This window comes from Streptomyces sp. NPDC059897 (assembly GCF_042730865.1).
GTDB lineage: Bacteria > Actinomycetota > Actinomycetes > Streptomycetales > Streptomycetaceae > Streptomyces.
Map to the genome: position 1 here is coordinate 22,313 of NZ_JBHWKQ010000015.1, position 24,492 is coordinate 46,804.

The 24,492-nt window shown below is 72.3% G+C and carries 19 protein-coding genes; 9 read left to right on the forward strand and 10 right to left on the reverse strand.

The genetic code is table 11. The features are described from left to right. Position 1: 1 nt before the first annotated feature. Entirely contained in the window at positions 2-979 is a 978-nt protein-coding gene (locus tag ACFV9W_RS18645; RefSeq protein WP_385761985.1) for an NADP-dependent oxidoreductase, read from the reverse strand. A gap of 70 nt (positions 980-1,049) precedes the next feature. On the opposite strand from ACFV9W_RS18645, the gene ACFV9W_RS18650 reads away from it, so the two are divergent. Next, positions 1,050-2,048, forward strand: a complete 999-nt coding sequence (locus tag ACFV9W_RS18650; protein ID WP_385761988.1) for a GlxA family transcriptional regulator — start codon at positions 1,050-1,052, stop codon at positions 2,046-2,048. Positions 2,049-2,071: 23 nt separating this feature from the next. On the opposite strand, the gene ACFV9W_RS18655 is transcribed toward ACFV9W_RS18650, so the two are convergent. After that, the gene (locus ACFV9W_RS18655) at positions 2,072-4,117 is read right to left on the reverse strand and encodes an NAD(+) synthase (protein ID WP_385761991.1); all 2,046 of its coding nucleotides are present in this window, start codon (positions 4,115-4,117) and stop codon (positions 2,072-2,074) included. A gap of 188 nt (positions 4,118-4,305) precedes the next feature. On the opposite strand from ACFV9W_RS18655, the gene ACFV9W_RS18660 reads away from it, so the two are divergent. Both ACFV9W_RS18660 and ACFV9W_RS18665 read left to right on the forward strand, forming a co-directional pair. Continuing rightward, a complete protein-coding gene (locus tag ACFV9W_RS18660) occupies positions 4,306-4,692 on the forward strand; it encodes a hypothetical protein (RefSeq protein ID WP_385761993.1) in 387 nt (128 codons plus the stop codon). Then, complete coding sequence (locus ACFV9W_RS18665) at positions 4,689-6,662, forward strand: esterase-like activity of phytase family protein (RefSeq protein ID WP_385761996.1); 1,974 nt, start codon at positions 4,689-4,691, stop codon at positions 6,660-6,662. The genes ACFV9W_RS18660 and ACFV9W_RS18665 overlap by 4 nt, the downstream gene beginning before the upstream one ends. Here ACFV9W_RS18665 and ACFV9W_RS18670 read toward each other — a convergent pair. The 3 genes from ACFV9W_RS18670 to ACFV9W_RS18680 form a co-directional block, all read right to left on the reverse strand. After that, positions 6,652-9,483 carry a glycoside hydrolase family 2 TIM barrel-domain containing protein gene (locus tag ACFV9W_RS18670; RefSeq protein ID WP_385761999.1) on the reverse strand — a complete coding sequence of 944 codons (2,832 nt, stop codon included), beginning with the start codon at positions 9,481-9,483 and terminating at the stop codon, positions 6,652-6,654. The genes ACFV9W_RS18665 and ACFV9W_RS18670 overlap by 11 nt on opposite strands. Positions 9,484-9,544: 61 nt before the next feature. Then, positions 9,545-10,735 (reverse strand): ROK family protein, encoded by a 1,191-nt coding sequence (locus tag ACFV9W_RS18675; RefSeq protein WP_385762001.1) that lies wholly within the window; start codon positions 10,733-10,735, stop codon positions 9,545-9,547. 79 nt (positions 10,736-10,814) lie between these two features. Then, the gene (locus ACFV9W_RS18680) at positions 10,815-12,065 is read right to left on the reverse strand and encodes an FAD-binding protein (RefSeq protein WP_385762003.1); all 1,251 of its coding nucleotides are present in this window, start codon (positions 12,063-12,065) and stop codon (positions 10,815-10,817) included. Positions 12,066-12,153: 88 nt separating this feature from the next. Here ACFV9W_RS18680 and ACFV9W_RS18685 point away from each other — a divergent pair, with 88 nt between their 5' ends. Continuing rightward, positions 12,154-12,411, forward strand: a complete 258-nt coding sequence (locus ACFV9W_RS18685) for a hypothetical protein (RefSeq protein WP_385762006.1) — start codon at positions 12,154-12,156, stop codon at positions 12,409-12,411. 77 nt (positions 12,412-12,488) lie between these two features. Continuing rightward, entirely contained in the window at positions 12,489-13,811 is a 1,323-nt protein-coding gene (locus ACFV9W_RS18690) for a radical SAM protein (protein ID WP_385762009.1), read from the forward strand. A 6-nt stretch (positions 13,812-13,817) separates the two neighbouring features. Here ACFV9W_RS18690 and ACFV9W_RS18695 read toward each other — a convergent pair whose 3' ends face one another. Beyond that, complete coding sequence (locus ACFV9W_RS18695; RefSeq protein ID WP_385762011.1) at positions 13,818-14,828, reverse strand: asparaginase; 1,011 nt, start codon at positions 14,826-14,828, stop codon at positions 13,818-13,820. A 142-nt stretch (positions 14,829-14,970) separates the two neighbouring features. Here ACFV9W_RS18695 and ACFV9W_RS18700 point away from each other — a divergent pair, with 142 nt between their 5' ends. After that, the gene (locus ACFV9W_RS18700; RefSeq protein WP_385762013.1) at positions 14,971-15,420 is read left to right on the forward strand and encodes an Lrp/AsnC family transcriptional regulator; all 450 of its coding nucleotides are present in this window, start codon (positions 14,971-14,973) and stop codon (positions 15,418-15,420) included. Positions 15,421-15,444: 24 nt separating this feature from the next. On the opposite strand, the gene ACFV9W_RS18705 is transcribed toward ACFV9W_RS18700, so the two are convergent. Both ACFV9W_RS18705 and ACFV9W_RS18710 read right to left on the reverse strand, forming a co-directional pair. Next, complete coding sequence (locus ACFV9W_RS18705) at positions 15,445-16,611, reverse strand: alanine--tRNA ligase-related protein (protein ID WP_385762016.1); 1,167 nt, start codon at positions 16,609-16,611, stop codon at positions 15,445-15,447. 262 nt (positions 16,612-16,873) lie between these two features. Further along, complete coding sequence (locus ACFV9W_RS18710) at positions 16,874-17,401, reverse strand: DUF6069 family protein (RefSeq protein ID WP_385762019.1); 528 nt, start codon at positions 17,399-17,401, stop codon at positions 16,874-16,876. A gap of 232 nt (positions 17,402-17,633) precedes the next feature. On the opposite strand from ACFV9W_RS18710, the gene ACFV9W_RS18715 reads away from it, so the two are divergent. After that, on the forward strand, positions 17,634-18,950 hold the full coding sequence (locus tag ACFV9W_RS18715; protein ID WP_385762307.1) for a hypothetical protein: 1,317 nt from the start codon (positions 17,634-17,636) through the stop codon (positions 18,948-18,950). Positions 18,951-18,982: 32 nt separating this feature from the next. Next, positions 18,983-20,008: a DUF389 domain-containing protein gene (locus ACFV9W_RS18720; protein ID WP_385762021.1), complete on the forward strand. Its 1,026-nt coding sequence runs from the start codon at positions 18,983-18,985 to the stop codon at positions 20,006-20,008. Between the two features lie 541 nt (positions 20,009-20,549). Here ACFV9W_RS18720 and ACFV9W_RS18725 read toward each other — a convergent pair. After that, complete coding sequence (locus ACFV9W_RS18725; RefSeq protein ID WP_385762024.1) at positions 20,550-22,187, reverse strand: acyl-CoA dehydrogenase family protein; 1,638 nt, start codon at positions 22,185-22,187, stop codon at positions 20,550-20,552. Between the two features lie 69 nt (positions 22,188-22,256). Then, positions 22,257-22,868, reverse strand: a complete 612-nt coding sequence (locus ACFV9W_RS18730; protein ID WP_385762027.1) for a TetR/AcrR family transcriptional regulator — start codon at positions 22,866-22,868, stop codon at positions 22,257-22,259. A gap of 102 nt (positions 22,869-22,970) precedes the next feature. On the opposite strand from ACFV9W_RS18730, the gene ACFV9W_RS18735 reads away from it, so the two are divergent. Beyond that, on the forward strand, positions 22,971-24,488 hold the full coding sequence (locus ACFV9W_RS18735) for a class I adenylate-forming enzyme family protein (protein WP_385762030.1): 1,518 nt from the start codon (positions 22,971-22,973) through the stop codon (positions 24,486-24,488). Positions 24,489-24,492: the final 4 nt, after the last annotated feature.

Consider the following 24,492-nt stretch of genomic DNA (forward strand, 5'->3'; position numbering starts at 1 on the left):
CCTACCGCACCGTGAGCACGAGCTTGCCCGTCACCCGCCCCGTGTCGCCCTCCGCGTGCGCCTTGGCGGCCTCGGTCAGCGGATACGTGTCCGCCACGTGCACCGCGAGCTTCCCCGACGTGACGAGGTCGGTGACCGCGCGCATCCCCGCCTGATCGTGCTCGACGAGCATCGCGGTGGCCCGCACGCCCAACTCGGCGGCCCGCGCCGTGACTTCGTCGAAGTCGACCGGCAGCAGCGAGACGAGGATGCCGCCCGGCTTCAGCACGTCCAGGGAGCGCAGCCGGTCCGCGCCGCCGAGGGTGTCGAGGACGACGTCGAGGTCACCGGTCTCGGCCGCGAAGTCGGCGGTGCGGTAGTCGATGACCTCGTCGGCGCCCAGGCCCCGTACGAACTCGTGCTTGGCGGCCGACGCGGTCCCGATGACGTACGCGCCGCGCGCCTTGGCGATCTGTACGGCCACGTGTCCCACGCCGCCGGCCGCGGCGTGGATCAATACCCGCTGGCCCGGGGCCAGTTGGGCGACATCGACGAGGGCCTGCCAGGCGGTGAGCCCGACGAGCGGCAGCGCGCCCGCCTCGACATGGCTCAGCCCCGCGGGCTTCGGCACGAAGGCGCGGGCGGGCCCGGCCACGTACTCGGCGTGCGAACCGGCCCCGTACGGGTAGGGCAGCATGCCGAGCACCTCGTCGCCCGGCTCGAACAGCGAGACGCCGAGCCCCACGGACTCGACGACCCCGGACACGTCCCAGCCGAGCACGAACGGCGGCTCGCCGAGGAACAGGCCGAACGCGCGGTGCTTGTAGTCGGTCGGGTTGAGGCCCGCCGCGTGCACGGCGACCACGATCTGCCCGATGCCCGGCTTCGGCCGCGGAACGTCGATCTCGTGGAGCACCTCGGGCGCCCCGAGGGTGTCCTGGCCGATGGCCTTCATGCTGGCGGTCGCGGTGGTGGTCACGGTGGTGTTGTCGTCGCTCATAGGACCAGCCTGCGCCCGCGGGGGCGGCACCGACAATGGCAAGATGGTCATTCGGCGATAGAATCGTGCCATGAGTGGCACGCCCGAAACGACTGGAACGCCCGAAGGCCAGCCCCACCGCGTGGTCGTGCTCGCGCTCGACGGGGTCTACCCCTTCGAGCTCGGCATCCCGAAGCGGGTCTTCGGCTCGGCGGGCACCGCCTACGAGGTGCTGACCTGCGCCGCGGCCGAGGACCGCACCGTCCGCACGGACGCCGACTTCACGATCACCGTCGCGCACGGCCCGGAGGCGCTGGAGAGCGCGGACACCGTGATCGTCCCGCCGTACGACATGGCGCGCATCGGCGAGCCGCTGCCCGCCGCCGAACGGGCCGCGCTCGCCCGGATCCGGCCCGGCGCCCGCACCGTCTCCATCTGCACGGGAGCGTTCGCGCTCGCCGCCGCCGGGATGCTCGACGGCCGCCGCGCCACCACGCACTGGGCGCTCGCGGACCGCTTCCGCCGGATGTTCCCGCACGTCGCCCTGGACCCGGACGTGCTGTTCGTCGAGGACGGCGAGGTGCTGACGTCCGCGGGCGCGGCCTCGGGGCTCGACGTCTGCCTGCACCTGGTGCGCTCCGACCACGGCAGCGCCCTCGCCAACTTCGTGGCCAAGTGCTGCGTCGTCCCGCCGTGGCGCGAGGGAGGCCAGGCCCAGTACATCGAGCAGCCCGTCCCCGACGAGGGCGACAGCGGCACCGCGCCCGCCCGCGCCTGGGCCCTGGAGCGCCTCGACCGGCCGCTCGCGCTGCGGGAGTGGGCCGCGCACGCCCGGATGAGCCCGCGCACCTTCGCCCGCCGCTTCCAGGAGGAGACGGGCACGAGCCCGGGCCGCTGGCTGATCCTGCAGCGCGTGCACCGCGCCCGCCACCTGCTGGAATCCACGGACCTCCCGGTCGACCGCATCGCGGCGGAGGTCGGCTTCGCCACCGGCACCTCCCTGCGCCAGCACCTGCACGCCACGATCGGGGTCACCCCGCAGGCGTACCGCCGCACGTTCCGGGCGGGCCCGGTGACCGCCTCCGGGTGATCACCGGGTCGCACTCCCTCGGGTCATACCCCCTCGGGCCACTCCCACCGCTCCAGGTCCCGCAGCCACGCCCGGGCATTGCTGTCGGACGGGGCGCGCCAGTCGCCGCGCGGCGACAGGGAACCGCCCGCCGACACCTTCGGGCCGTTCGGCATCGCGGACCGCTTGAACTGCGCGAACTGGAAGAAGCGCCGGCAGAAGTACTCCAGCCAGTGCTTGATCTCCGCGAGGTCGTACGCGCCGCGCTTGTCCTCCGGGAAGCCGGGCGGCCACTCGCCCGCCGCCACGTCCCGCCAGGCGTGCCACGCCAGGAACGCGATCTTCGAGGGCCGGAAGCCGTACCGCAGCACGTGGTACAGCGTGAAGTCGTGCAGCGCGTACGGGCCGATCTTCGACTCGGTGGACTGCAGCTCCTCGCCGGGGACCAGCTCGGGGCTGATCTCCGTGTCGAGGATCGCGGTGAGGATCTTCCCGGCCTCGTCGCCGAACTGGCCGCTGCTGACGACCCAGCGGATGAGGTGCTGGATGAGCGTCTTGGGCACGCCGCTGTTGACGTTGTAGTGGCTCATCTGGTCGCCGACGCCGTACGTGCACCAGCCGAGCGCCAGCTCGGACAGGTCGCCGGTGCCGAGGACGATGCCGCCGCGCTGGTTGGCGAGCCGGAACAGGTAGTCGGTGCGCAGGCCCGCCTGGACGTTCTCGAAGGTGACGTCGTACGCCGGCTCGCCGTCCGCGAAGGGGTGGTTCATCTCGCGGAGCATCAGCCGGGCGGTGTCCGTGATGTCGAGTTCGGCGGCCGTGACGCCGAGCGCCTTCATGAGCGCGTGCGCGTTGGACTTGGTGTGCTCGCCCGTCGCGAAGCCCGGCATCGTGAAGGCCAGGATGTCGGTGCGGGGGCGGCCCGCACGGTCCATCGCGCGGGCCGCGACGATCAGGGCGTGCGTGGAGTCGAGGCCGCCGGAGACACCGATGACGATCTTCGGGTCGCCGATCGCGCCCATGCGCTGCACCAGGCCCGAGACCTGGATGTTGTACGCCTCGTAGCAGTCCTGGGCGAGCCGCTCGGCGTCGGCGGGCACGAACGGGTAGCGCTCGACGCGGCGCTTGAGACCCAGGTCGGTGCTCGTCGGCGGGTCCAGGTGGAAGTCCACCCTGCGGAAGTCGCCGGTGCGCGCGGCGTGCGTGCGGCGGTTGTCGTCGAACGTGCCCATCCGCTGCCGCTCCTGGCGCAGCAGGTCCAGGTCGAGGTCGGCGACGGCGTGCTGGTCGCCGAGCGGGAAGCGCTCCGTCTCGGCGAGCAGCACCCCGTTCTCGTAGATCATGGTCTGGCCGTCCCACGAGAGGTCCGTGGTGGACTCGCCCGCTCCGGCCGCCGCGTACACGTACGCGGCCAGGCAGCGGGCCGACGCCGAGCGGCACAGCAGCTTGCGGTCCTCCGCGCGGCCGACCGTGATGGGGCTGCCGGAGAGGTTGAGGAGCACGGTCGCACCGGCGAGGGCGGCCTCCGCGCTGGGCGGCACCGGGACCCACATGTCTTCGCACACCTCGGCGTGCAGGACGAGCCCCGGGACGTCCTCGGCCGCGAAGAGGAGGTCCGTGCCGAAGGGCACCTCGGCGCCCCCGACCCGGATCGTGCCGCCGCGCTCGTCGTCGCCCGCCGCGATCTGGCGCTTCTCGTAGAACTCCCGGTAGGTGGGGAGGTACGACTTGGGCGCCGCGCCGAGGATCCGGCCGCGGTGGACGACGACCGCGCAGTTGTAGATGCGGTTGCGGTGGCGCAGCGGCGCGCCGACCACGAGCACCGGCAGGAGGTCCGCGGAGCCCGTGACGATGTCGGCGAGCGCGTCCTCCACCTCGTCGAGGACCGGGTCCTGGAGCACCAGATCCTCGATGGAGTAGCCGCACAGACCCATCTCGGGGAAGAGGGCGACGGCGACTCCGTCCTCGGCGCAGCGGCGGCCCTGGCGCAGGACGGCCTCCGCGTTGGTGCGCGGGTCGGCGATGGCGGCATGGCCGGTGCACGCGGCGACCCGCGCGAAACCGTGACTGTAGATCGACCGGAAGTTCACCCTTCCATGATGTCAACCGGGCCGTGGCCGTGCGCGGCGGGGAGCCGTCACATTCCGATCGCGGCGTGAGCGAAGTGGTTCGGGTGGGTTCTCGTTCGGGGAGACTTCCCTGTGATTCCCGTACGCGCTACGGGAGTTGTGCGAGCGTCTTCGCGACGTGCGCGGGGAGCACGCGGACAGGGGGAAGCGTGGAGATCAGGTTCTCGGCCGCGCAGGGCGAAGCGGGCGTACGGGGTGCGGGCGGCGACAAGGAACTGGAGTCGCTGCGGGACTGGCTGGAGGACGACGACCAACTGCGGTCCGAAGGGATGCGCGTCGAGAGTGTCTACCAGGACCGGCCCGGTGCGATGGGTGACTTGCTCGAATGGTTCGGGGTCGCGTGCGGAGCGGCGTCCCTGGCGATCGAGGTGACGCACAGCGTCCGCGGCTGGTGGCGCAGCCGCGGACACGAGGGCGAGCTCACGTTCGTCGTGCGGGGCGAGGACGTCGAGCGGATCGGCGGACTGCTGCGCGACATCGGCCTGCGTGAGGGCGAGGGTGAGGGCGAGCACGGCGACGAGGGAGCGCCGCAATGACGCAGGCCGTGCCCGGCGAGGGCGCAGTACAGCACCGCGTCGACCCGAAGAAGTCGGCTTGCCTGCTGATCGGGGTCAACGACTACCGGCACGACTCGATGGAGCGCCTCGACAGCGTCCAGCGCAACCTGGAGCAGCTGACTGAGGTGCTGCTCGACCCGGCCGTCGGCGGCTTCGAGAGCGACCGGGTCACCGTGCTCGCCAACCCGCTCGCCGCCCGCCAGGTGACCGCCGCGATCGAGGCCGCGGGAGAGCTCGCCGCCGAGGACACGCTGATCGTCTACTACGCGGGCCACGGCATGCGCGACGGCGAGGACAACCGGCTGTTCCTGACGCTGCCCGACACGGAGCGGGGACAGCCGGAGACCTGCGTCGACACCAAGTACGTACGCAAGGCCATCAGCCGCTCGCCCGCTCCCAGGACCGTGCTCATCCTGGACTGCTGCTACAGCGCCCAGTGGACGCGCGACGGCTCGATGTCCGGGGGAGAGAGCGGAGGCGAGGTCGCAGCCCGCTCCGTCCGCGACCTCAAGGGCCTCTATCTGATGGCCTCGTCGCCGCACAACCGTGCCTCGCACGCCCCCGACCCGGACCACTGCTCCGTGTTCACCGGCGCGCTGGTGGAGGTGCTTCAGCAGGGCGACGCCGAGGCGGGCGAGTCGATCCGCCTGAAGGATGTCTTCGACCGGGTCCGTACGCGGGTCGAGGAGTGGGTGGCCCGGCAGGAGCGGAGCGACGCGTCGGCCCCGCTGTCCACGGACGAGAACGGGCTGGGCGAGTACGCCTTCGTACGCAACGCCGCCCGCAAGCCCGCCCCCGACCCGCCCGCGGCCCCGGCGCCGCCGCCGCACCGGGGGCGCGCCCTGGCCGTCGGCCTCGCGCTCGGGCTCACCGCCGGGTTCGGCGCGCCGTACGTCGGGGACAAGCTGGACAAGCCCGCCCACCACGAGGCACGCGGCGCGTGCTCGCCCCGCGCGGCCCTGCTCGACCACTCCGACGACCTGGACAAGGACGAGGTGGAGAACGAGCCGGTGGCGGGCCTCTCCGGCCTCGCGTACGCGCCCGACGACCCGAAGAAGGTCTACGCGGTGGCCGACAACGACGCCACGCGGATCTTCCCGATCGAGCTCCGCTCGCCCAGTGAGCTGGCGCCGCAGGCCCAGCGGGCGCGCACCCTGCGCACGGCCGAGGGCGCCTCGCTCGGCGACTGGTTCGACGCCGAGGCCATCGCCGTGGAGAAGGGCGGGCGGACGGCGCTCGTCGCCGGCGAGACCGGTCCCTCCATCCGCCGCTTCGACCTGCGCACGGGCCGCCAGACGGGTGACCCGCTGCCGCTGCCCAAGGCATTCGAGATCTACCCGAAGGGTGCCGCGACGGCCGGCCACACCATCGAGTCCATGACCCTGTCGCCGGGCGACAGGTACCTGTTCGTCGCGCTGGAGACGCCGCTCGCCGCCGACGGTGACGAACGTGGCCGCAACCTCCTGCGCATCCAGCGCTACGAGCGGCACGCCGACGGCGACTTCACCCCCGACGTCCAGTACGCCTACCGGGGCGACGAGGGGCTCGGCCTCGCGGACCTCGTCGCCGTGTCCGAGACCCGGCTGCTCGCCCTGGAACGGCAGTACGTGGGAGGCCTGGGGAACGCGATCCACGTCAAGGACCTCTCACTCGCCGGTGCCCAGAACGTGACCGACACGAAGCAGCTGTACGGAGCGCCCGCCGACGTCTACGTCACGAGCCGGGCCCTCTTCGACCTCGACCGGTGCCCCGCGGGCAGTCCGGGCGAGGTGAACGCCGACGGGAACGCCCAATCGAACCCGCTCCTCGACAACGCGGAGGGCATGACCCTCGGCGCCTCCATCAAGACCGGACGGTACAAGGGCCGCAGGCATCTGCTCCTCGTCTCGGACGACAACCGGAACAAGGAGCAGACCACCCGCCTCTACTCGTTCGCCGTCAGGCTGTGACCGGCGCCAACTGTGCGAAGGTGAACGAGAATTCGGCCGGCACGGGCGTGAGCCGGTACTGAGGCAGCACACCCGGCCCGCAGGACTGCGAGCCGATGCCCTGCTGCGCGTGGTCGAGATGCACCCACAGCGTGTCGCCCGGCGTCAGGTCCGTGCGGTGGGCGGCCGCGTCGAGCTGCTGCGTCGTCCAGCGGCGGGCCGTCAGCGCGTAGGCCGGCTCGCCCTCGATGCGCAGGCCGCCGAGCTCCGCCCAGCGGACGTCGACCCGGGCCCCGTTCTCCTGCGGCCGCACGTACGGGGTGTGCAGCCCGGCCACGTCGGACTCCCACAGGCCGAGCCGCGCCGCCGCCCGCGTGTCCGGGTACGCCTCGCCGGGCCCGCCGCCGAACCAGCGCACGCCCAAGTCCCCCACGGGCAGCCCGAGCCGGACACCGAGCCGGGGGAGCGGGAGCCGCCAGTCGCCCTCGGGGACGACGGACACGGTGAGCCGCAGCCGCCGCTCGTCGGCCGTCCAGCGGTAGTCCGCCCGCAGCCCGATGTCCCGGCTCGCAGGACCGACCCGGGTGCGCACGGTCAGCGCCTCCCCGTCCGACTCGACGCCGTCCACACGGTGTTGCATGCGGTGCAGGCCGAACGTCCGCCACAGCAGCCCGATCCGCTCGTCGTCCTGCCAGCTCGCGCCGTCGTCGTTGTCCGTGGGGGCGCGCCACACGTCGAGCCGGGGAGCGGAGGCCAGTGTCACGCCGCCGATGGCGCGCAGGTCGCCGGTGCGGGCGTCGAAGGTGGCGGGGCCGAGCGTGAGAATGCCGTCGGTGGTGCGTGGAGAAGCGCCAACTGCCGTGCGGACCACGGACGTTCGAGAGCGCGGGGTGCTCTGACCCCACGCCACCTCATGGCCGTCACCGTCCAGGGCCCGGACCGTCCAGTAACCGTCACTCGCCCCGGGCGCCGACAGCTTCACGTCGGCGGACTCGCCGGGGCCGAGCGGCGGAACGGTGAGGGTGCCGCGCTCGGCGGCCTTGCCCTCCACCTCGTACGCCCAGTCGAAGGAGAGGTGGGACAGGTCGCGGAAGTCGTAGCGGTTGGTGACACGTACCGCCCCGGCGTCCCCGTCGACGGCGATCCGGACGGGCTCGATCACCTTCTTGAACTCGACGAGCCCCGGCGACGGCGTCCGGTCGGGGAACAGCAGCCCGTCGCAGACGAAGTTCCCGTCGTGCAGCTCCTCGCCGAAGTCGCCGCCGTACGCGTACCCGTACCGCTCGTCGGCGATCCCGTGGTCGATCCACTCCCAGACGAACGCGCCCTGAAGCCGGTCGTACTTCTCGAACAGCCGCTGGTAGTCGGCGAGTCCGCCCGGCCCGTTGCCCATGGCGTGCGCGTACTCGCACTGGATGAAGGGCAGGCCGCGGCGCCGCTCCGGGCCGCCGTCGAGGCCCCGGCCGATCCGCTCGACCTCGGCGTGATCGGCGTACATGCGCGAATAGACGTCGGTGTCACGGCAGTTGATGTCGCCCTCGTAGTGGACGAGGCGCTCGGGGTCGCGCGCGCGGATCCACTCGGCCATGGCGGTGAGCCCGCGCCCGGTGCCCGCCTCGTTGCCCAGCGACCACAGCACGATGGACGGGTGGTTCTTGTCGCGCTCGACCATGCGGGCGGCCCGGTCGAGCAGCGCGGGGGTCCAGCGCTCGTCGTCGACGGGGTTGTCGCGCCAGCCCTGCTCGACGAAGCCGTGGGTCTCCAGGTCGCACTCGTCGATCACCCACAGCCCGTACTCGTCGCAGAGGGAGAGGAAGGCCGGGTGGGGCGGGTAGTGGGAGGTGCGGACGGCGTTGATGTTGTGGGACTTCATCAACTCGACGTCGCGGCGCATGGTGTCGAGGTCGAGCGCGCGGCCGTGCTCGGGGTGCCACTCGTGCCGGTTGACGCCCTTGAACAGGACCGGCGTGCCGTTGACCTTGATCAGGCCGTCGGACAGCTCCACGGTGCGGAAGCCGATCCGCAGCGGCACCCGCTCACCGGCCGTCACCAGCTCACCGTCGTACAGACGCGGCGTCTCGGCCGTCCACGGCTCGACGGCGACGGCCACGGACTCCCCGGTGGCCACGTCCACGCCCAGCTCGGGCACGGTGATCCGCCCGGCCACCGCACTGTCGACGCGGAGTGTGCCGAGGCCGGTGGTGTGGTCGTAGGAGGCGTGCGTGAAGAAGTCCCCGGCGCCGCCGGCGGGACGGTGCAGCAGGGTCACGTCGCGGAAGATGCCGGGCAGCCACCACTGGTCCTGGTCCTCCAGGTAGGAGCCCGCCGACCACTGGTGCACGCGGACCGCCAGCACGTTGCCGGTGGGGGCGAGGAGGTGGCCGACCTCGAACTCGTGCGGCAGCCGGCTGCCCTTGAACTCGCCCAGCTCCGTGCCGTTCAGCCACACCCGCGCGCAGGACTCGACTCCGTCGAAGCGGACCACGGCCGACCCGTCATCGGGCCAGTCGCCGGGCAGGTCGAAGACGCGCAGATGGTCCCCGGTGGGGTTCTCGTCGGGGACGCGGGGTGGGTCGACGGGGAAGGGGTAGAGGACGTTCGTGTAGGCGGGCGCGCCGTGCCCCTGCAACACCCAGTGCCCGGGTACGGAGACGTCGCTCCAGCCGTCGGCCTCGTACCCCGGGGAGGCGAAGGAGCCGTCGTGCGCGTCGGCCCGCGCCGCCAGTCGAAAGCTCCAAGTGCCGTTCAACGAAAGCGAGTTGGCGGACGATTCGGCGTACCAGGCCCGGGGCGGGAGCGCGCCGTGGCCGGGGGACGGGTCGGTTACGTAGGCGATGGACATGACGCTCCCTAAGTCGAGTCCGTTGCTTCGAGCCCCTTGGGGCATTTCTTGAGCGGGCACATCACGCGCCCACGAATCCCTCCAGCGCGAACGTCGCCGCCCCGAGACTCACCGGATCCGTGGGAACGGGCGAAAGAACGATCTCGGCCGCTCCGAACGGCCCCGCGAGCGCATGCCGTGCCACGGCCGTCCGCACCTCGCGCAACAGCGGCTCACCGAGCCGCCCCGCCACCCAACTGCTGAGCACCACGACCTCGGGGTTGAGCAGATTGACCAGGTCACCGACCGCCGCCCCGAGATACCGCGCGGTCTCCCGCACCACATCCAGCGCCTCGGCGGAGCCCTCCGCCGCGGCCCGCCCGATGGCCGAGATCGTGGCGGTCTGGTCGTCCGGGTGCAGCAGCGGCGAGCCGGGACACAGCTCCCGCAGGGTGCGCATGATGCCCGGCGCCCCCACGTACGCCTCCACGCACCCCCGGTCCCCGCAGTGGCACGGCCGCCCGTCGAGCACGAGCGTGGTGTGCCCCCACTCGCCGGCGCTGTTGGTGACACCCCGGTGCAGCGCCCCGCCGAGCGCGAGCCCCGCGCCGACACCGGTGCCGAGGTTGACGACGACCGCGTCGTCCCGCCCGCGCGCCGCCCCGAACCACAGCTCGGCGACGGTGGAGGCGCGCAGCGGATTGTCCAGGTAGAGGGGTACGTCGAGGTGCTGGGCGAGGAGTTCGCGCAGCGGTACCGCGCCGTGCCAGCCCCAGTTCGGGGCGTACACGCTGATGCCGCCCTCGCGGTCGACGAGCCCTGGCATGCAGACGCCGACGCCGAGCACGGGCCCGGCGCCGGCGATCACGGCGGTGTCGAGCACGGCCCGGACGGCGTCGGCGATCACGGCGGCCACGTGCCCCGGATCGTGCGCACCCGGCCGCAGTTCGCGGTCGGCGCGGGCGGTGACCCGCAGGTTCAGGTCGAACAGCTCGGCGTGCACATACGTCTCCGCGACGTCCACGCCGACGAGCGAACCGTGCCCCGCGTCGACGGACACGAGGCCGCGGGGCCGCCCGCCCGCCGAGTCCACGAAGCCACCCGTGACCAGGATGCCGAGGTCGAGCAGTTCCCCGACGAGCGTGGCGACGGTCGCCGAGCTGAGGCCCGTCTCGGCGGCCAGCTCCTGCCGGGAGACGGCGGTCCTGCCGAGGCAGCGGCGCAGCACCTCGTACCGGTTCGCCGTCCGTATGTCGCGGGACGTGCGCTTCATGCCGTCAGGCTAGGAGCGCCGGACGGACTTCGACAAGGGGTTGGAGAAAGGGCTTTCAAAAGTCGCCCACTCGGCGGCCTCACGCACCCCGCGGCAGCATCCCCCGCACGAACGCGTTGCTGAACTTGCCCTCCGGATCGAGCCGTTCGGCCAGCGCCACGAAGTCCGCGGCGCGCGGATACCGCTCGGCGACCCGCGCGGGATCGGCCGTGAAGACCTTCCCCCAGTGCGGCCGCGGCCCGAACTCCCGCAGCCGTTCCTCCACCAGCGAGACCACCGGAAGCACCCGCTCCGCGTTCGCGACCCACGTGAAGTGGAAGGCGACCGTGTCCCGGCCGTACGCGGGGCTGAGCCACTGTGTGTCGGCGGCTACCGTGCGCACCTCGCAGACCTGGAGCACCGGGGCGATCCGCTCGCGCACCGCGTCGAGGGCGGTCAGCGCGGCGACGGCGTGCTCGCGCGGCAGCAGGTACTCCGACTGCAGCTCGTCGCCGCTGCTCGGCGTGAACTCCGCCCGGAAGTGCGGCAGCCGCTCGTGGCAGGGCCCCGGCACCCCGAACTGCTCGGTGCAGTGCACGGCGGGCATCCCCGGCACCGGGTGCGCGGCCTCGACGGCGGACTCGGCCCACGGGAAGTCCAGCGGGTCCGGCATCCGCCGCTTCACCCAGACCTGGTCGAAGCGCGGCCCGCGCCAGCCGGTGAACAGGCTCACGCTGTACGCGGCGGACGACACGGCCTCGAAGTCGAGCCCCTGGAAGGGAAGTTCACGGAACACGTGCTGCGCGACGTCGAAGGACGGCTCCACGTCCAGGGTCAACGACAGCACCACGCCGAGCGCGCCGAGGGAGACGACCGCCCCCTCGAACCCGGCGTCCCCGCGCGCGAGCGTGACCGGTTCCCCGTCCCCGGTCAGGATCTCCACGGCCCGCACCGCCTCGGCCAGCGACCGGTTGTCGTTGCCCGAACCGTGCGTGCCGGTGGCCACCGAACCGGCGACGGAGATGTGCGGCAGCGAGGCCATGTTGGGCAGCGCGAGCCCGTGCGTGTGCAGGGCCGCGGCCAGCTCGGCGTAGCGCACGCCGCCGCCCACCCGGACGGTGCGCTCCGCGGTGTCGACGTCGATCCCGCTCGGCAGCCCACCGAGTGACACGAGCACGCCGTCGCGCTCCGCGTCCACGTCGGCGATCCGGTTGAACGAGTGCCCGCTGCCGAGCACCCGTATGTGCCCGCTCTTGACGACGACCGCACGCAACTCGTCGAGCGTGACCGGCCGGTGCAACCGATCGGCGGCGAAGGTGATGTTGCGGGCCCAGTTGGTGACAGCCGTCACGGCGCGCCTTTCTGCGATTCCAGCCCCGCCGGCGTTTGAGGCGCGGGGACCGGGGCGGAGCCCCGAGGCCGCAACGCTACGGGTACCGATGAACTACCGGCACCCCCACGGGAGTACCGGTCTCGGTGTCATGGCCGGCCGCGGCGTGATCACCGAAGAGGCCTCCGTGACGATCCGCTCCGGCGCGCCCGATGACGGCGGGTCGGCCGACGCCGAGCTCGGCCTGTGGGCCGGGACCCTGCCGCTGAACGCCCGCTGGGGCGCCCCCACGGCCGATCCGCTGCTGCCCGTCGGCATCACCGCGCCCGCCCACATCGTGGCCCGAGCGGGGACCCGGCACGGCTGACCGGCGGCCGGGGCGTACCGTGAGGAGTCGAGAAACCGTAGAAAACGCTGCACAGCAGAGGGTCGAGGAGTAACGGGATGCAGAGCCGTACGGCGCTGGTAGAGGACCTGATGGAGCGCTTCCCGCACGTTCCGAGGGAAGCGGTCTTCAAGGAGGACCTGCTGCGCGGCGGCGTCGCCTTCGACGCGTCGGCGCTGAGCGACAACGAGGACGGCGAGGTCAAGCCGAAGTCGTACTTCATCTTCTCCTTCGACCACGGCACCCTCCCGGAGCTGGGCGAGGCCGCGCTGCGCCGCCCGCCCGAGGAGATCGTCCTCACCGGCGGCCCCTACGACCTGCGCCGCACGGTCGTCTCGGTGCGCGTGAACCCGAGCTCGCCGTACCGCGTCGCGGCGAACGAGGACGGCATGCTCGGCCTGTACCTCGACGGCAAGCGGATCTCCGACGTGGGCGTGCCGCCGATGCCGGAGTACTACCGGCACAAGCTCTCCAACGGGAAGTCGGTCATGGAGGTGGCGCCCACGATCCAGTGGGGCTACCTGATCTACCTGACCGCGTTCCGGGTCTGCCAGTACTTCGGCGCCAAGGAGGAGTGCCAGTACTGCGACATCAACCACAACTGGCGCCAGCACAAGGCGGCGGGCCGTCCGTACACGGGCGTGAAGGACGTCGACGAGGTCCTCGAGGCCCTGGAGATCATCGACAAGTACGACACCGCGAAGGCGTCGAAGGCGTACACGCTGACCGGCGGCGCGATCACGTCGAAGGTCCAGGGTCTGGACGAGGCGGACTTCTACGGCCGGTACGCCAAGGCCATCGAGGAGTACTTCCCGGACCGCTGGATCGGCAAGGTCGTCGCCCAGGCGCTGCCCAAGGACGATGTGCAGCGCTTCAAGGACTACGGCGTGCAGATCTACCACCCGAACTTCGAGGTGTGGGACGAGTACCTGTTCAAGATGTACTGCCCCGGCAAGGAGCGCTACGTCGGGCGTGACGAGTGGCACAAGCGGATCCTCGACTCGCGCGAGGTCTTCGGCGCGCGCAACGTGATCCCGAACTTCGTGGCGGGCGTCGAGATGGCCGAGCCGTTCGGCTTCAAGACGGTCGACGAGGCCATCGCCTCCACCACCGAGGGCCTGAACTTCTTCATGTCGAACGGCATCACGCCGCGCTTCACCACGTGGTGCCCCGAGCCGACGACGCCGCTCGGCAAGGAGAACCCGAACGGCGCGCCGCTGGAGTACCACATCCGGCTGCTCGACGCGTACCGCAACGCCATGGACGAGCACGGCCTCTCCTCGCCTCCCGGATACGGTCCGGCGGGTGCGGGCCGGGCCGTGTTCTCGGTCAGCTCGTTCATGGACAGCCTCGCGCCCAACGAAGAGGCCGTGGAGTTCTGACCCCGGTTACGCGGCGGCCTGCTCCTGGGGGAGCGGGCCCGGCGCGTCGATCAGCCGGCCGAGCAGGTCAGGGCGGGCGGCGGGGGAGACGTCCGCGAGCAGCGCGGCCAGGACCGCGATCCGGGTCTGGCCCGCGCGCAGCGTGCCGCTGAGGACGGCGCCCGCGGCGACCAGGTCCACGGCGCCGCCGCCCGTGTAGATCTCGGCCAGCGGGCCCGCGGGTACGCGCGTAGAAACGGCGACGAGGACCCCGCGGCGTACGGCGGCGGACACCGCGTCGACCAGCTCGGGCGTGGCGTTGCCCGCGCCCGTGGCCACCAGCACGATGCCGCGCGCGCCCGCGGCGACGGCCGCGTCGAAGAGCGTGGCGTCGGCGTCGCTGTGGTGCATGACGATGTCGACGCGCGGTATCGCGACATCGGCCTCCGGCCGCGGCAGCGGGGCCGGGCGGCTCGGCTTGTGGCGCAGGTCGACGCGGCCGAAGCCGAGGCGGCCGAGCGGTCCCGCGGACGGGTCGGCGAAGGCGTCGGCCGCGAGGGTCTGGGTCTTCACGGTGCCGCGGGCCGCGTGCACCTTGCCGTCGAAGGCGATGAGCACGCCCATGTCCCGGACGTTCGCGGCGACCTGCAGCGCGTCGTACATGTTCCCCGGTCCGTCGCCCTCGGCCTCGCCGAGCGGCTTCTGGGCGCCGGTGAAGACGACCGGCCGCGGGTCGTCGTGGTGCAGGTCGAGCAGGAACGCGGACTCCTCCAGGGTGTCCGTGCCGTGCGTGACCACGATGCCGTCGACGGCCGGGTCGGCCAGCACCTCGCGCACCGTGCGCAGCAGCGTCAGCTGGAGCTCCGTCGTCATCCGCGAGCTGTTCACGTTGAACAGGTCGACGACGTCCACCTCGACACCCTCCGGCAGCGCGGCCGTCGCCAGCACCGTGTCGCCGCCGGCGTCGGCGGCGTAACCGGTGCCCTGCCAGCGGCTGGCGATGGTGCCTCCGGTGCTGATGAGGGTGATGCGTGCCATGGGACCTGCCTCGCCAAGTGTCGGCGCTCCCGCGCGCGTGGGGAGCGTATGTTCGATCTACAGCAAGGATAAATCGTGATCTGCGCAATCGGATTGCGAATCCTGGCCGATGATCGCGCGAAGCCTGGTGCATGATTGCGCCATGGACCGGATCGACCTGCATATCTTGCGCGAGCTCCAGGAGGACGGCCGCCTGAGCAATCAGGACCTGGCCGCCCGCGTGGGCCTCAGCCCGTCCCCGTGCATGCGCCGCGTGCGGCAGCTGGAGAAGGACGGCGTCATCCAGGGCTATCGCGCGGTCGTCGACCCGGAGGCCGTCGGCCGCGGCTTCGAGGTCCTCGTCTCCATCGAGGTGCGCCGCGACCGCGCCTCCGTCGAGGCCTTCGAGCACGCGCTCCAGGACATTCCCGACGTCATCGAGGCCTACCGGCTCTTCGGCAGCCCCGGCTGCATGCTGCGCATCGCGGTCGCCGACCTCGCCGCGTACGAACGCCTGTGGATCGAGCGGCTCACCGCGCTCGACGGGGTCACCGAGGTGAACTCGCAGATCATCATGAAGCGCGTCAAGGAGCCGAAGGGGCTGCCGGTGTAGCCGACAGCCCCGCCGGTGGCGCGCCTACTGCTCCCGCAGGCTCAGCACGAGCTCGCGCGGCAGCCCGTGCGTGTCGTGCAGATAGTGCAGGTCCTCCTCGGTCAGCGAGCCCTGGAACCGCGGCCGCGACAGCAGCTTCCTGCCGCGCTCCAGGAGCCGGTCGAAGCTCAGCTCCTCGTCGAGCAGCACCTGACGGACGTACGACGGGTCGACGTCCTGGCGGAAGTGGTCGAGGGTGTGCCGGATCAGCTCGACCGGCAGGTCACCGAGGGTGCGGGTCGGGTCCTCGCGGCGCAGCACGGTGAGCACCCGTCGGAGCAGCCGGCGCAGCACGTAGCCGCGCCCGGTGTTCGACGGCCGCACGTCGTCGCCGACGACCACGACGGACGAGCGCAGATGGTCGCTCACCACCCGCAGCGACGGCTCGTCCAGCGGCCACAGGCCCGGAAGGAGCCGCCGCCACGGATCGAAGACGTCGCACTCGAAGACGGACGAGCGGCCCTGGAGCAGCGTGGAAAGACGCTCGACGCCGAGCCCGGTGTCGACGTTGCGCTGGGGGAGCGGCACCAACGAGCCGTCGTCGAGGCGCCGGTAACGCATCGTCACGTGGTTCCACATCTCCACCCAGCGCTCGTCCTTGGTCGGGCTCGACTCCGGCGGGGTGTCACCGGTCCACAGGAAGATCTCCGAGTCCGGACCGCACGGACCGGTCGGCCCGTTGTCCCACCAGTTGTCCTCGACGGTCTCCTCGACCGGCACCCCGCGCCGCTCCCACACCTCCCGGGAACGGGTGTCGGGGCCCACCTGCCCGTCGCCGCCGAACACGGTCACGTACAGCATCCCGGGATCGATGCCGAAGCCCTCGGTGAGCAGCTCGTACCCCCACTCCAGGCTCTGCGGCCCCTCGTAGTCGCCGAGCGACCACGTGCCGAGCATCTCGAAGACCGTCAGATGCGTGGGGTCGCCGACCTCCTCCAGGTCCGTGGTCCGCAGACACCGCTGTACGTTGACGAGCCGTCGGCCGAGCGGATGGGGGCGGCCCTCCAGGTACGGGGTGAGCGGGTGCATCCCGGAGGTGGTGAACAGGACCGGGTCGCCGGGCGGCGGCAGCAGCGTCGAACCGGTGACGGGGCGGTGGCCGCGGTCCTCGTAGAACTCGGTGAACGTGCGGATGACGTCGTCGGTGCGCATGAGGTGACTCCTTCGCGTGATGCGGGCGGAAGGCACCGGAAGCGGCCGGGCGGAACGTACTGCGACAACGAAAACACCGGCGGCCGTTTCCGGTCGCCGGTGGAAAGGTGGATACGTCAGGCGGCGGCGACCGGCGAGCTGGTCGCTCGCGCGGTCGCGGTGCTGAAACTGCGGCGCATGACGTTCATGAGGCCGAGGATAACGCGGCCCGCCCCACACGGGCCAGGTATTTTGCGGGGCCCGGTCATCCGGGGGGGGGCGGTCAGTACCGCCGTACCGCGCCCCGCGCCACCGAGGACAGCAGGGAACCGATGGCGATGCCGATGACGAGGTACACCCCGGCGGTGCCGAGCTTCGCCTGCCACGTCAGCCCTGTCGTGAACGGAAGCAGCACCATGACCGCCGTCGCGAGGCCGATGATCCAGGCGAAGAAGCGCTCGGGCCGCGGGGTCGCCACGATCAGCAGATGGAGGAGGACGGTCGCGCCGAGGGCCGCCACCGCCGCGCCGCCCGCGAGCGCGCCCGTGGTCGCGTTGCCCATCAGGCCGTCGCCCTCCGGCGCGAACACCGGGACGCCGAGCACACCCCGTACGAGGAGGAGCGCGACCACCGCAGTGAGCGCGGCGATCACGGCGGTCATCAGCCCGCCTGCCCACAGCTTTCCCGCGTCGAGGTGGGGCTGCGGCCGCGGCTGTGGCTCGGGCGCGTAGCCGGGTTCGGGCTGGCCGTACGACTGGCCGTAGGACTGGCCATAGGACTGGTGCCCGTAGGGCGAGTTCTGTGGATCCACGATGAGGCTTTCCGGTCGAGTTCCGGGTACGGCGGATGTCCGGTGCAGTCTTGCCCGCCGTGGTCGCCCCCGCATTTCGGGTGAATCATCCGGGGCACGCCGGTCTCCCCGCCGTTCACCCACCTGGCGCCGTCCGCTCGCCCGGCGGCGGCCCAGCGGTTCCCCTTGCATTCCACACAGCGCGCGCGAGCGTGCCGAGAGGGAGGCAACGGTGGCGGACGACACTGCGGCCATGGGCCCTGCCGAACAGGCCGAACTCGCGCGGCTGCGGGGCCGGGTGGCCGAGCTGGAGGCCGAGCGCGGGGGCGGCCGCGGGCGTCACCGGGGGCGGTCGTTCCTCGCCGTCGTGCTCATCGTGATCGGCTGCGTTCTCGCGCCGCTCGGCATCGTCGCGTCCTGGGCGGCGGACCAGGTCGGCGACACCGATCGCTATGTCGACACCATCGGCCCGCTCGCCTCCGACCCCGACATCCAGAAGGCCGTCGCGAACCGCGCCACGAACGCGGTCATGCAGCGGATCGACCTCGAGTCACTGCTCTCCGACGTGCCCACCGGCGACCGGCCGCTCGTCGAGAAGTCCCTGGGCAAGCTGGGCGACTCCCTCGAAGACGCGGTCCGCAGCTTTGTCCAGGACAAGGCGGAGGGGGTCGTCGCCTCCGACGCCTTCGAGAACATCTGGAAGCAGACCAACCGCACCGCCCACGGCGCCCTCGACAAGGCGCTGACCGGCAGCGGCGGCGGGTCGGTCAAACTGGAGGGCGGCGACACCGTCACCCTCGACCTCGGCCCGGTCGTTGAACAGGTCAAGCAGCGGCTCGTCGACTCCGGACTGACCGTCGCCGCCAAGATCCCCGAGGTCCACACCGACTTCACGCTCGTCACGAACGACAACATCGGCAAGGCCAAGACGTACATGCGGCTGCTCCAGGTGATGGGCAACTGGCTGCCGGTCCTCGCCCTCGTCCTCGTCGCCGCGGGCGTCCTGGTCTCCGTACGCCGTCGCAGGTCGCTCGTGGCCGCCGCGCTCGCGGTCGCCGTGAGCTGCGGACTGCTCGGCATCGGGCTGCGCGTGTTCCGCGTGATCTACCTCGACCGGCTGCCCGCGAACGTCTCGCAGGACGCGGCGGCAGCGGTCTACGACACCATGACGCACTTCCTGTTCACCATGGTCCGGATGGTCGTCGCGCTCGGTGTCGTCGTCGCGCTCGGCGCGTGGCTCACCGGGCGCGGGAAGCGGGCGGGCCTGGTGCGCGGGCTGTGGGCCTCCGGCATCGACGGCGCGCGGCTCACCGCGGACCGGGCCGGATTCCGTACGGGGCCCGTCGGCCCGTTCGTGCGCCGGTACCGGACATGGATCGTCTGGATTCTTGTCGTGGGCGCGCTCCTCGTCTACCTGTTGTGGTCGTACCCGACCGGGTGGGTCGTCGTCGGGATCGCCCTGTGCCTGCTGTTCCTGCTGGCGGTGGTGGAGTTCCTGGCGGCGGAGGGCGGCGGCGACGGTGCGGCGGACGCGCCGAGCGGGACCCCGCCCACGCCGACCGCGGTCTGAGCCGGAGTTCGGGGACGGGTGACGGTGAGGTGATGGCGACGGGGAAGGTCGACGCGGCCACGGTCGGCCGCATGACGGACGCCCTGTTCATCGAGCGTTCGTGGAAGAGCCCGAGCTCGACCAGGTTCTGGGGGCTGCTCGTGCTGGCGGCGGTGATCGCGAGCGCGGGCGTGGTCGGCGACTCGACGGCCACGGTCATCGGAGCGATGATCGTCGCCCCGCTGATGACACCGATCCTCGGCAGCGCGCTCGCCCTGGTCCTCGCGGACCGCTCCCAGGTCGTGCGGTGCGTGCTGCTCGTCCTCGGCGGGGCGCTCGCGGTCGTGGCGATCGGCATGCTGCTGGGGTGGATCGCGGCGCCGCCCGACGACTTCGCGTCGAACTCGCAGGTGTCGTCCAGGATCAGCCCGCGCCTCATCGACCTGCTCGCGGCGCTCGCCACCGGCACGGTGGGCGCGTTCGCGCTGGTCCGCGCGGACATCTCCGACACGCTGCCGGGTGTCGCGATCGCCATCTCGCTGGTGCCGCCGCTGGCTGTCACGGGGCTGCTGATCACGGTCGGCCGCTTCCATGACGCGGGCGAGTCGGCTCTGTTGTTCGCCACGAACGTCGCCGCGATCGTGGCGACCGGGACCGTGGTCTTCCTCGTCTACGGGATCCGGGGCGCGGCGCAGGAATCCGCCCGCTACGTGGGGGAGTTCCATGGCCGCACGCTGGTGGCGGTGATCGGGGTGCTGGTGCTGATCGCGGTGCCGCTCACCACGGGCACGGTGTCGGTGTGGCGGGACCGGACCCTCGCGGCGGACGCGCGGCCGGTCGCGGAGGAGTGGGCGGGGACGGGGAAGTGGCAGATCGCGTCCGTGGAGGCGCGGCAGGGCGTGGTGGTGATCGGCGTCCTCGGCCTGCCGCCCCAGCCGGCCCCCACGGCGCTGCGCACCGCGCTCGACGACCACGGCATGTCCGACGCGGACCTCGAACTCCACCTGGTGGGCGGGCGTACGCATTGGTGCGCGGCGGGCGGCACGACGTGTGAGGTGCGGGGGACGGGGTCCGGTTGACGTTCTTGTCGCGCGGCACCGGGGTCGGCGGTGCCGTGGCGGGGCCCGTCGTCTTGATCGCACGGCACCGGGGGTTCGCCGTGCCTTGGCCGGGCCCCGTCGCCCTGATCGCGCGGTACCGGTGGCTGGGGCTCTTGCCGGGGTCGGCGCCCTCGGTCATGGGTGCGCGGCACCGGGGGCCGCCTTGCCCACCCTGCCGCCCTAGGCGGCAGATTGCCCAAGTCGGGTGGGGTCGATCGCAACGGGTGGGGAGCCGGGGGTGCGGGGGATTGGCCAAGTCGGGTGGGGTCGGCCGTGACGGGTGGGGAGCCGGGGGTGTGGCGGATCGGCCAGGGCGGTGGCGGCTGCCCGTAACCGTTGCGGGACCCCGTGGGGCCTACGCCCCTGGAGGGGGCGGGTGGGTGGGAAATTGGGCGGGGGAACGTGCCGAGGCAAGGGGGACATGGCGGGGCGGTGCGGGCAGGTACTTCGAGCCCCGCCGGCGATTGAGGCGCGGGGGCCGGGGCAGCGCCCCGTGGCCGGGACCACGGGGCTGTGGAGGTCAGGACGGGAGGCGGGAGAGGATCGCCGCGAAGTCCGCCGTGGGCGGCAACGTGCCGAAGGCCAGGCCCCGGTCGCCGGCCAGCCGGGTCGCGCAGAACGTGTCGGCGACCGCGGCCGGAGCGTGCCGCACCAGGAGCGAGCCCTGGAGGACCAGCGCCGCCCGTTCGATCAACCGGCGGGCCCGGAGCTGCGCGTCCTCCGGCGAGGCCAGCTCCACCTGAAGCTCACGCCACGCCGCGTCGAGCCGCGCATCCGCCCCGGCCGCCGCCTCGACCTCCCCCCGGAACGCCTCCAGGGACTCCGGCTCACGGGTCAACGCCCGCAGCATGTCGAGCGCGTTGACGTTCCCGGAGCCCTCCCAGATCCCGTTGAGCGGCGCCTCCCGGTACAGCCGCGGCATGCCTGACGCCTCGTCATAACCGTTGCCCCCGAGGCATTCCAGCGCCTCCGCGACCGCCACCGGCTGCCGCTTGCACACCCAGTACTTGCCGACCGCCGTGGCCAGCCGCAGGAACGCCCGCTCACCCGCGTCCCCGCGCTGCGCGCGGTCCGCCGCCCCCGCGAGCCGCAGCCCGAGCGTCGTCGCGGCCTCCGACTCCAGGGCCAGGTCCGCGAGGACGTTCCGCATCAACGGCTGGTCGATCAACTTCGCCCCGAACACCGACCGGTGACGGCTGTGGTGCGCCGCCTGCGCCAGCGACTCCCGCACATGCGCCGCCGAACCCAGCACACAGTCGAGCCGCGTCATCGTCACCATGTCGATGATGGTGCGCACACCCTTGCCCTCGTCCCCGACGAGCCACGCCACCGTGTCGTCGAACTCCGGCTCGCTCGACGCGTTCGAACGGTTCCCGAGCTTGTCCTTCAACCGCTGGATACGGAACGTATTGCGGCTGCCGTCCGGCAGCACCCGCGGAACCAGGAAACAGCTCAGCCCGCCCGGCGCCTGCGCCAGGACCAGGAACACGTCGTTCATCGGCGCCGACGTGAACCACTTGTGGCCGCGCAGCCGCCACGTGCCGTCCGCCTGCTCGACCGCGGCCGTCGTGTTCGCGCGCACGTCCGTGCCGCCCTGCTTCTCCGTCATGCCCATCCCGGCGAGCAGCCCGCGCTTGCCCGCGGGGGCGCGGAGCCCGGGATCGTAGACGCTGCTGGTGAGCAACGGCTCGTAGACCTTGGCGAGTTCGGGCGCGCGGCGCAGCGCGGGCACCACCGCGTACGTCATGGAGACCGGGCACATGTGCCCCTGCTCCAGCATCGTGGCGAGCATGAAGGTGCCCGCGCGGGCCACGTGCGCGCCGGGGCGTTCGTCCGCCCACGCGGAACCCGCCGCGCCCGCGGCCACCGTCGCGCTCATCAGCGAGTGGTACGAGGGGTGGAAGTCGACCTCGTCGACACGGTTGCCGTAGCGGTCGTGGGTGCGCAGCTCGGGCTCGTGCCGGTTGGCCTCGTCGGCCCAGAGGCGGGCCTGCTCGCTGCCGACGTAGCGGCCGAAGCGGTGCAGCTCGTCGATGTGCCACTCGGCGCCCTCGCGGCGGACGCCCTCCAGGAGCACCGGGTCGTCGGCCGCGTCATGACCCGTCAACGGCGGTGCCTGGTTGGTGACTTCGTGCGTCACCGAGGGATTCGAGTGCATCAGGGGCTCCTCCAATGAGTGCGGGACGAGTACGGGGCGAGTGCGGGTCGAGTACGGAGCACGTGCGGGTCAGGCAGTGCTCGGCGCGCCCGCGCAGCGCAGCGCCATCGCGGTGAGTTCGGCGATCAGTTCGCCGCCGGCCGCCTCGTCGTGGGCGGCGAGCGGGTCGGCGAGCACCTCGCCGATCGCGCCGGTGAGCGCGGCCGCGGTGATCCCGCCGTTCTGCTGCGGCAGCAGGCCCGCCGCCATGCCCTCGTGCACGACCTCGGCGAACAGAGTGTGGTAGCGGCGCCGGTAGTCGATGCGCTCGGCGCCGACCTTGGGATCGGCGGGGGCGACGAGCAGGGCGTGCGCGAGGCCGCGGTTCTCCAGGGCGCGCCGGGCGAACACCTCGACGCCGCGCCGCAGCCGCAGCACCGGGTCGCCGTCGCCGTGCAGCACCTCGCCGATCACCGTCACCTCCCGCGCCGCCGCGCGCCGGAACACCTCGACCGCGAGCGCGGCCTTCGACGGAAAGTGCTGGTAGACCGAGCCCGCCGCGATCCCGGCCGCGTCGGCGACCGCCGTCACGGACGCCTGCGCCCAGCCCACCTCGGCGACGACGGAGGTGGCGCAGGCGACGAGGTGCTCGCGGGCCGCTTCGAGGCGCTGAATTTCGGCTGGGGTCTTGCGGTAGGCCATGCAAGCAGTGAACCATCATTCAGAGTTTCCCGCCATGGTCGGTCCGCACCGGCTCGGTCCGCACCGGCTCGGTGCGTACCGCCAGGCCGTCAGGAGAACGTGATGCACCTCAGTGCCCTGCTGGACAGCGCTGTTCGCTCGGGCAGTACGAAGGAAGCCGTCGTCTACCGCGAACAGCGGTGGAACTACCGGGAGTTCGGGGCCGCCGCGCGGCGTGCCGCGACCGTGCTGCGCGAGGCGGGCCTGGGCCCCGGCGACCGGCTCGCCGTGATGACGTACAACACCCCGGCGTTCCTCTTCGCCGCGTTCGGCGCGTGGCACCTGGGCGCGACCCTCGTACCGTTCAACCACAAGTTCCAGACCGGCGAGGTCGCGCGCCAGCTCAAGCACTGCGGCGCGCGCATCGCCCTCGTCGACGCGGAGATCGGCGAGCGGGCGACCGCCGCGGACGGGGACGTGCGCTGGCTGCTCAGCCACCCGGACACCCCGGCCGACGCGCCGCCGGCGGACTCCTTCGAGGCGCTGCTCGCCGCCGCCGAGCCCTGGACCGGCGAGGAGCGCCCGGACAGCGACGTGGCGGAGATCCTCTACACATCCGGTACCTCCGGCACCCCCAAGGGCTGCGTCCACTCGCACCGCACCGCCGCCCTGACCGCCGCGTACTCCGCCGCGACGATGTCGATGCGCGGCGACGAACGCTTCCTGATCTGCATGCCGATCTGGCACGCGGCACCGCTCAACAACATGACGCTCGGCACCCTCTTCGCGGGCGGCACCGTCGTGCTCCAGCGCGAGTACGAACCCCGCGGCATGCTGGAGACCATCCAGCGCGAGCGGATCACGGCCCTCTTCGGCGCCCCCATCGCGCTCATCGCCCCGCTCCAGGCGGTCCCCGACCACGCCGACTACGACGTGTCGTCCGTCCGCGCCTGGCTCTACGGCGCGGGCCCGCTCGACGCGGACACCGTGCGCCGCCTGATGAAGGCGTACGGCAGCGAGAACTTCCAGCAGGTGTACGGGATGAGCGAGACCGGCCCCGCGGGCGCCTCGCTGCTGCCCGCCGAGCACGTGGACAAGGCGGGCGCGATCGGGCGCGGCGGCATGCCGGGCGTCGACCTGCGCGTCGTACGTCCCGACGGGAGCGACGCCGAGGCGGGGGAGAGCGGCGAGATCTGGCTGCGCACCGACACCCGGATGCTCGGCTACCTGGACGACGAGGCGGCCACCGCCGAGGTGTTCGCCGGAGACTGGTACCGCAGCGGCGACCTGGGACGGATCGACGAGGACGGCTATGTCACCCTCGTCGACCGGATGAAGGACGTGATCATCACCGGCGGCGAGAACGTCGCGTCGCAGGAGGTCGAGGGCGCGCTGCGGGGCCACCCCGATGTGCTCGACGTCGCCGTCGTCGGCCGCCCGCATCCGCAGTGGGGCGAGACGGTGGTGGCCTTCGTCGTGCCGCGCGAGGGCGCTGGGCTCGACCTGCCCGGGATGCGCGAGTGGCTGGAGGAGCGGATCGCCCGCTACAAGGTGCCGCGCGAGCTGATCCTGCGCGACGCCCTTCCGCGTACGCCCTCGGGCAAGATCACCAAGCATGTGCTGCGGGCCGAACTGGCCTGATGGG

Excerpts from the sequence above, each read along its gene's own strand:
- ACFV9W_RS18645 (WP_385761985.1), bottom strand. The coding sequence starts at position 979 with ATGAGCGACGACAACACCACCGTGACCACCACCGCGACCGCCAGCATG.
- ACFV9W_RS18650 (WP_385761988.1), top strand. The coding sequence starts at position 1,050 with ATGAGTGGCACGCCCGAAACGACTGGAACGCCCGAAGGCCAGCCCCAC.
- ACFV9W_RS18665 (WP_385761996.1), top strand. The coding sequence starts at position 4,689 with ATGACGCAGGCCGTGCCCGGCGAGGGCGCAGTACAGCACCGCGTCGAC.
- ACFV9W_RS18670 (WP_385761999.1), bottom strand. The coding sequence starts at position 9,483 with ATGTCCATCGCCTACGTAACCGACCCGTCCCCCGGCCACGGCGCGCTC.
- ACFV9W_RS18675 (WP_385762001.1), bottom strand. The coding sequence starts at position 10,735 with ATGAAGCGCACGTCCCGCGACATACGGACGGCGAACCGGTACGAGGTG.
- ACFV9W_RS18685 (WP_385762006.1), top strand. The coding sequence starts at position 12,154 with ATGAACTACCGGCACCCCCACGGGAGTACCGGTCTCGGTGTCATGGCC.
- ACFV9W_RS18690 (WP_385762009.1), top strand. The coding sequence starts at position 12,489 with ATGCAGAGCCGTACGGCGCTGGTAGAGGACCTGATGGAGCGCTTCCCG.
- ACFV9W_RS18695 (WP_385762011.1), bottom strand. The coding sequence starts at position 14,828 with ATGGCACGCATCACCCTCATCAGCACCGGAGGCACCATCGCCAGCCGC.
- ACFV9W_RS18700 (WP_385762013.1), top strand. The coding sequence starts at position 14,971 with ATGGACCGGATCGACCTGCATATCTTGCGCGAGCTCCAGGAGGACGGC.
- ACFV9W_RS18705 (WP_385762016.1), bottom strand. The coding sequence starts at position 16,611 with ATGCGCACCGACGACGTCATCCGCACGTTCACCGAGTTCTACGAGGAC.
- ACFV9W_RS18715 (WP_385762307.1), top strand. The coding sequence starts at position 17,634 with ATGGGCCCTGCCGAACAGGCCGAACTCGCGCGGCTGCGGGGCCGGGTG.
- ACFV9W_RS18720 (WP_385762021.1), top strand. The coding sequence starts at position 18,983 with ATGGCGACGGGGAAGGTCGACGCGGCCACGGTCGGCCGCATGACGGAC.
- ACFV9W_RS18725 (WP_385762024.1), bottom strand. The coding sequence starts at position 22,187 with ATGCACTCGAATCCCTCGGTGACGCACGAAGTCACCAACCAGGCACCG.
- ACFV9W_RS18730 (WP_385762027.1), bottom strand. The coding sequence starts at position 22,868 with ATGGCCTACCGCAAGACCCCAGCCGAAATTCAGCGCCTCGAAGCGGCC.
- ACFV9W_RS18735 (WP_385762030.1), top strand. The coding sequence starts at position 22,971 with ATGCACCTCAGTGCCCTGCTGGACAGCGCTGTTCGCTCGGGCAGTACG.